This window comes from Kitasatospora sp. NPDC036755 (assembly GCF_040636595.1).
Taxonomy (GTDB): Bacteria; Actinomycetota; Actinomycetes; order Streptomycetales; family Streptomycetaceae; genus Kitasatospora.
In genome coordinates, this window is the sequence record NZ_JBEZUT010000417.1 from 1 (window position 1) to 6,387 (window position 6,387).

Annotated in this window: 5 protein-coding genes and 1 pseudogene; 1 reads left to right on the forward strand and 5 read right to left on the reverse strand. The window is 73.7% G+C overall.

Annotated features, from left to right (window positions below; genetic code table 11):
• Positions 1–110: 110 nt before the first annotated feature.
• From AB0E96_RS36845 to AB0E96_RS36860, 4 genes and pseudogenes are all read right to left on the reverse strand, one after another.
• A pseudogene (locus AB0E96_RS36845) lies at positions 111–437 on the reverse strand (NAD(P)H-dependent oxidoreductase); the annotation flags it as partial.
• Positions 438–455: 18 nt separating this feature from the next.
• Positions 456–1,538 carry an LLM class flavin-dependent oxidoreductase gene (locus AB0E96_RS36850; protein ID WP_359830504.1) on the reverse strand — a complete coding sequence of 361 codons (1,083 nt, stop codon included), beginning with the start codon at positions 1,536–1,538 and terminating at the stop codon, positions 456–458.
• A gap of 211 nt (positions 1,539–1,749) precedes the next feature.
• On the reverse strand, positions 1,750–2,079 hold the full coding sequence (locus AB0E96_RS36855) for a GNAT family N-acetyltransferase (protein WP_359830507.1): 330 nt from the start codon (positions 2,077–2,079) through the stop codon (positions 1,750–1,752).
• 195 nt (positions 2,080–2,274) lie between these two features.
• The gene (locus AB0E96_RS36860; protein WP_359830508.1) at positions 2,275–3,024 is read right to left on the reverse strand and encodes an alpha/beta hydrolase; all 750 of its coding nucleotides are present in this window, start codon (positions 3,022–3,024) and stop codon (positions 2,275–2,277) included.
• Positions 3,025–3,355: 331 nt separating this feature from the next.
• Between AB0E96_RS36860 and AB0E96_RS36865 the strand changes: the two genes are divergently transcribed.
• Complete coding sequence (locus AB0E96_RS36865; RefSeq protein WP_359830510.1) at positions 3,356–4,972, forward strand: MFS transporter; 1,617 nt, start codon at positions 3,356–3,358, stop codon at positions 4,970–4,972.
• 75 nt (positions 4,973–5,047) lie between these two features.
• Here AB0E96_RS36865 and AB0E96_RS36870 read toward each other — a convergent pair whose 3' ends face one another.
• Complete coding sequence (locus AB0E96_RS36870; RefSeq protein WP_359830513.1) at positions 5,048–6,196, reverse strand: hypothetical protein; 1,149 nt, start codon at positions 6,194–6,196, stop codon at positions 5,048–5,050.
• Between the last annotated feature and the right edge of the window lie 191 nt (positions 6,197–6,387).

Consider the following 6,387-nt stretch of genomic DNA (forward strand, 5'->3'; position numbering starts at 1 on the left):
GCAGCTGATGATCACTTTGGACACGACGATCGTGACGATCGCCCTGCCCACTGCCCAGACCGACCTGGGGATGTCCGATGCCAGCCGCCAGTGGGCTTGCCCGCCAGGGCTCCGGGGTCGAGCAGGTCGAAGAAGGACTTGAACAGGCCGCTGTAGGAGGCCGAGAAGATCGGGGACACCGCGATCAGCGCGTCCGCCCTGCTCACCTCCTCCAGCGCTTCGCCCAGCGCCTTCGAGGGGAAGCCGGAGAGCAGGTGGTGCGAGATGGGGGTCGCCAGCGGGCGCAACTCGTGCAGCAGCACCCGGACTTCACGGCCGGACCGGGTCAGCTGGGCGGAGGCGGCGTCGGTCAGCCGGTCCGCCAGGAGGCGGGTGGAGGACGGCAGGCTGAGCCCGCCCGAGATCACGGCGAGGGTGGTCGGCGAGGTCGTTTCCATGAGGGAGGTCCGTCCTGGTCAGGAGGCGGCGGGGACGTCGTCCCGGAGCGCGGCGTGGGTGGGGGCGTCGGGAACGGTCGCGGGCCTGCCCTTGGCGAACTCCTCGCGGAGCACGGGCACGACCTCCTCACCGAGGATGTCCAGCTGCTCCAGCACCGTCTTCAGCGGCAGGCCGGCGTGGTCCATCAGGAACAGCTGGCGCTGGTAGTCGCCGACGGCCTCGCGGAAGCCGAGGGTGCGCTCGATGACCTCCTGGGGGCTGCCCACGGTCAGCGGGGTCTGCTCGGTGAACTCCTCCAGCGAGGGCCCGTGCCCGTAGACCGGCGCGTTGTCGAAGTACGGGCGGAACTCGCGCACCGCGTCCTGGGAGTTCTTCCGCATGAACACCTGGCCGCCGAGGCCGACGATCGCCTGCTCGGGCGTGCCGTGGCCGTGGTGCGCGTAGCGCTCGCGGTAGAGCTCGACCATCCGCCGGGTGTGCTCCTGGGGCCAGAAGATGTTGTTGTGGAAGAAGCCGTCGCCGTAGTAGGCAGCCTGCTCGGCGATCTCGGGGCTGCGGATCGAGCCGTGCCAGACGAACGGGGGCACGCCGTCCAGCGGCCGGGGCGTGGCGGTGAAGGCCTGCAGCGGGGTGCGGAAGCGGCCCTCCCAGTCGACCACGTCCTCGCGCCACAGCCGGTGCAGCAGCGCGTAGTTCTCGACCGCGAGCGGGATGCCCTGGCGGATGTCCTGGCCGAACCACGGGTAGACCGGGCCGGTGTTGCCGCGCCCGAGCATCAGGTCGACGCGGCCGTCGGCGACGTGCTGGAGCATCGCGTAGTCCTCGGCGATCTTCACCGGGTCGTTGGTGGTGATCAGCGTGGTCGCGGTGGAGAGGACGATCCGCTCGGTCCTCGCGGCGATCCAGCCCAGCATGGTGGTCGGCGAGGACGGGACGAACGGCGGGTTGTGGTGCTCGCCGAGGGCGAAGACGTCCAGGCCGACCTCCTCGGCCTTGAGCGCGATGGCCAGGATCGCCTTGATCCGCTCGCGCTCAGTGGGTTCCCGCCCCGTGGTCGGATCGACCGTCACATCACCGACGCTGAATATCCCGAACTGCATGGGCTGTCGCCTTTCCTCTGCGTGGACGCGGCCCGGCCGGGCCACCCGGCGAAACCTAGGCGGTGGACGGCGGACGGGGGTCTTCGCAGCGCATGGCCGGTTGCCCCGCAGCGCACATCGGCGGCCGGCGGACCCGCACAGCGGAACGGGTTCGGGCCCCGGGTGGTCTCCCACCCGGGGCCCGAACCCGTTCGGCGTGCGGCCGGGTGCCTCAGAGACCGAAGCGCGCCCGGTGCGAGGCCGGGACCAGGTCGGCGTACTCGGGGTGCTTGGTGATCCAGCCGCGGACGAAGGGGCAGTAGGGCAGGACGGCGAGCCCCTGCTCGCGTGCCGTGTCCAGCGCCGCGCGCACCAGGCGGCCGCCCAGGCCGCGCCCTTCGAACCGGGGGTCGATCTCGGTGTGGATGAAGGCGATCTCGCCGCCGGACCGGTGGTACTCGGCGAATCCGGCGAGCTCCCCGCCGTCACTGATCTCGAAACGCGACTTCTCGGCGTTGTCGTTGACGTTGTCGTTGACGTTGTCGTTGACGGGCTGTTCCATCGTTCCTCCTGCGGGTTGCGGCTGATCGCCGTCGGCGTGCACGGCACCGGGAGCGATTCCACGGGCGGCGGCGCCACGCTCACTATAGTTTAATCATCAACAATTGTCTTCCGCACCACCGGCACGGGTGGAGCCCGCGGGGTGGAGCCCGCCGACGAGCGGAGGGTCCTGCGGCGGGGCCGGCTCGGGGCCCCGTCACTCCCGGCCGGGCCGGAAGGGCGCGGCGGCACCCGCCCTGACGGCGTCGTGGATGAGCTCCGCGACCGCGGTCGGCCGGGAGACGGCCACGCTGTGGGAGACTTCGGGGAGGTCGAGGACGGTGGCGCCGGCCCGCTCGGCCGTGAAGCGCTGGACCGCCGGAGGCAGTGCCCGGTCGGCACCCGTCACCAGGGCCCACGTCGGCAGGGTGCGCCAGCCGGCCGCCGTCGGCGCGTCCGTCAACACCCGCTCCGCGACCGGCCGTTGGAGCACGGCCAGGACCTGCGCCACCTCCTCGTCCAGGTCCGCGGCGACGAACGGCCGGAAGCACTCCGCGGGCACCGTGAGCTCCGCCGCCCGCCCGGTGCCGCCGGTGGTGAACTCCGTGCGCCGCAGCCGCGGGATGAGCGGCGACGGCGCGAAGCGGCCCGCGAGCACGTCGTGGCTCTCCCCCACGTCGGGCAGGTACGCGGCCACGTAGACCAGCGCGACCACGTTCGGGGCCACCGCCCCGGCCTCCGTGATCACCGCACCCCCGTAGGAGTGGCCGACCAGGACGACCGGGCCCTCGACGCCCGCGAGGACGGAGACCAGGTAGGCGGCGTCATGGGCCAGCCCCCGCAGCGGATTCGCGGCGGCGAGGACCGTCAGACCGCGCCAGTGGAGCTCGGCGATGACGCCGAACCAGCTGCTGGCGTCGGAACAGCCGTCGTGGACGAGCACGACGGTGGGCCGGGTGGGGTGCATGGCTGCCTTTCGAACGGCACCGGACAGTCCGGAACCCGTGGGCCGCCAAGGGATGCGCGGCGACCCACGGGGGACGATTCTCCCGGCGCACCGGGCCGTCCGACCACCGACCGGCGTAGGGATCGCCCGGCGAACCTTCCTCGATCTGTAGCAAAAACGGGGGCCGGGGGCCATGCCGCCCGCAGGCGTGCGGGGTCGGCACAGCGGTGGGCGCTGACGGTCAAGCCCGCCGCGGCCGGCGGCCCTAGCGTTCCCGGGGGCAGGAAGCCGGGGGCTCACCCGGCACCGCCCGACAGGGCACAACAGAACGGAGCGGACGAGTGGTGCGTCGATGACCGGGACCGATGACGGACAGGACGCCACCGCGAGCGGTTCGGCCTGGTCGCCGCTGCGCCGACGCGTCTTCCGCGACCTGTGGCTGGCCCAGTTCACCTCGAACGTCGGCAGCTGGATGCAGACCGTCGGGGCGCAGTGGCTGCTGGTCGGCCACGGCGCGGCCCAGGTGTCCATGGTCCAGCTCGCGGCCGGCCTGCCGGTGCTCTTCCTCGCCCTGCCCGCCGGCGTCCTCGCGGACCTCGTGGACCGGCGCCGCCTGCTGCTGGTGATGCAGGCCGCCATGGCCGTGGTGGCCGCGGCACTGGCCGCACTGGCCTTCACGGGCGTGCTCGGGCCCTGGACGCTGCTGGCCCTCACCTTCCTCCTGGGCTGCGGCAACGCCCTCAACGGCCCGGCCTGGCAGGCGGTGCAGCCCTCGCTGGTGCCGAGGGAGGAGCTGCGCCAGGCCGCGGCGCTGGGCGCGGTCAACATGAACCTCGCGCGCGCCGTCGGCCCGGCCCTCGGCGGGCTCCTCGTCGCCGCCCTCGGGGTGGGCTGGACCTTCGCCGTCAACGCCGCCTCCTTCCTCGCGATCCTCGCCGTGCTCGCCGGCTGGCGGACCGGCGCCCGGGAGCGGGCGCCCCGGTCGGGCCAGGAGCGCGAGCACCTGCTCGCGGCCATGCGCGCCGGCGGCCGGTACGTGCGCAGCGCACCCCGGATCCGCCGGATCCTGCTGCGCAGCGCCCTGTTCGTGCCCGGCGCCTCCGCCCTGTGGGCGCTGCTGCCGGTGTCCGCCCACGAGTCCCTCGGTCTCGGCGCGGCCGGCTACGGCGTTCTCCTGGGCGCGGTGGGGCTGGGAGCGGTCGCGGGAGCGGCGGTACTGCCGGCGGTGTCGCGGCGGGTCGGCGGCGACGGCGCGCTCGCCCTCGCCGGGACCGCCTTCGCGGGCGCGCTGGCGGCCCTGGCCGTCGGCGGGAGCGTGCTGATCGCCTTCCCGGCCCTGGTCCTGGCGGGAGCGGCGTGGATCACCGCGCTGTCCACCCTGAACGCGAGCCTCCAGGTCGCCCTGCCGGCGTGGGTGCGGGCCCGCGCCTCGGCCTTCTACCTGCTCGTCTTCCAGGGCGGCAGCGCCGTCGGCTCGCTGGTCTGGGGTCAGGTGGCGCAGCACGCCGGGGTGTCCGCGGCGATGCTCCTGGCCGCGCTGTCCCTCCTCGGCGGGGCGCTGTCGCTGCGCCGGCTGCCCCTGCTCGGCGGCCGGAACGACCCGACGCTCTCCGAGGCCTGGCCCGAACCCCGGCTGGCCGTCGAGCCGGCGCCGCAGGACGGGCCGGTCCTGGTGACCGTGACGTACGAGGTACGGGCCGAGCGGGCCCCGGCGTTCGTCGCTGCCATGCGGAAGGTGGAGGCCTCCCGCCGCCGGACGGGCGCCGTCACCTGGGGCCTGTACCGGGACGCCGCCCGGCCGGAGCGGTTCGTCGAGACCTTCACCGTGGTCTCGTGGTCGGAGCACTGCGCCCAGCACCACGAGCGCTACACCGGCACCGACCACGCCTTCGAGGCCGACGCCCGCGAACTGCTCACCGGGGAGCCGACCGTCGTCCACGCCGTGACGGCGCACCGGCGCGGCGACTGAGGCGGCGGCGCCGGCCCGGGGCGAGCGGGAAGGCCCGAACGGCCGGCGCCGTCCGGGCCTTCCCGCGCACCCCGCTCACCCCGACTCGACGACCGCGGTGCTCCACGCGCCGTTCCGCAGCGCGGTCTCCTGGAGCTTCCCGTCGCTCCGGCGGACCGTGTAGACGCGGGTGACGCCGTCGTGGTCCACCACCGCCGGCTCGGAGCCCTCGGCCACCCGCTGCGCACCGGCCGTCGCCAGGGAGTCCTGCGGGGCCCACCCGTCGCCCGTCGCCTTCGTCTCGGTCAGCAGGCCGTTCCGGTCGACCAGGAACAGGCTGGTGGTTCCGCCGTGCACCAGGGCCGCGGGGGCGGAGCGTGGCGTCGGCACCTTGAAGTCCTTGGTCAGGTCGCGGACGCTCCACCGGGCATCCGTCGTGCCGTTCGCCGACGCCTGCGGAGGCGTCAGGCGGGTCTCCGAGAGATGGCCGTCACCGCGGTTGACGGTGAGGACGCTCGTCACCCCGTCGTGCACCACCGCGGTCGGCGTCATGGCGGACTGCGGCGTGTCGGCCGGGGTGCAGGTGTTCCATTTCTCCTTCGACCTCAGCCAGGCCTCCTGGAGGCGGTTGTCGTTCGCGATCGTGTACACCCTGAGCACGTCCCCCGTCACCACTGCCACCGGGGAGGTGCTCTCGGCGACCAGCGCGGCGGGCGACTGCTTCGGGGCCAGGAGATCGCGGGCGTCGTGGAGGTCCTGATGGTCCCAGCCCCCGGATTCGGGATCCAGGTACGTCCGCTGCAGGTGGTTGTCCTGGCCGGCGGTGAAGATGTTGACCGTCCCGTCCATGATCGCCGCGGTCGGCGTGCCCCGGGCGGGCTGCCCGCCGAGGTCGTGGACCTGCCACTTGCCGTCGGGCTGCTCCAACCGGGCCTCGGTCAGGTGGTGTTCCTTCTCGGAGCTCACGAAGTACACCCGGACGATCTTGTCGTCGAGAACCGCCACCGGACGGGTTCCGGCCAGCACCCTTGGGATCCTGTGGTCCTCGGGATCGACCGGGTAGTCCACCACCCTGACCTGGCCCGGGTCCGGGCTCTTCCGGAGCTTCGCCGCCTCGTGGCCGAGGTCCACGTAGCTCTCCAGGAGCGTCCGGCCCCCGTCCGCCGCGCCGGCGCCGTCGTCCAGTGTGAAGACGCTGAGGTGCTGGTCGTGGGCCAGCGCCTGACCGGCCGCGTTCCAGAGCACCGCCGGGGCGGCGGAGTCCTGGGCGGGCGAGGAGGCCGAGGGGGTCGAGGAGGCCCCGCCGTCCCGGCCGGGGTCGTCCTGGTTCCGGAGTACGGCCCAGGACAGGGCCGACGCGCAGACGACGGCGACCGCGAGAACGGCCGGGGACGGGCTTGGCGATCAGGGCGATGCGGGTGAAGAAGCCGACCTGG

Bases quoted from the DNA above. Each gene is read 5' to 3' on its own strand.
- AB0E96_RS36855 (WP_359830507.1), bottom strand. From the start codon at position 2,079: ATGGAACAGCCCGTCAACGACAACGTCAACGACAACGTCAACGACAAC.
- AB0E96_RS36865 (WP_359830510.1), top strand. From the start codon at position 3,356: ATGACCGGGACCGATGACGGACAGGACGCCACCGCGAGCGGTTCGGCC.
- AB0E96_RS36860 (WP_359830508.1), bottom strand. From the start codon at position 3,024: ATGCACCCCACCCGGCCCACCGTCGTGCTCGTCCACGACGGCTGTTCC.
- AB0E96_RS36850 (WP_359830504.1), bottom strand. From the start codon at position 1,538: ATGCAGTTCGGGATATTCAGCGTCGGTGATGTGACGGTCGATCCGACC.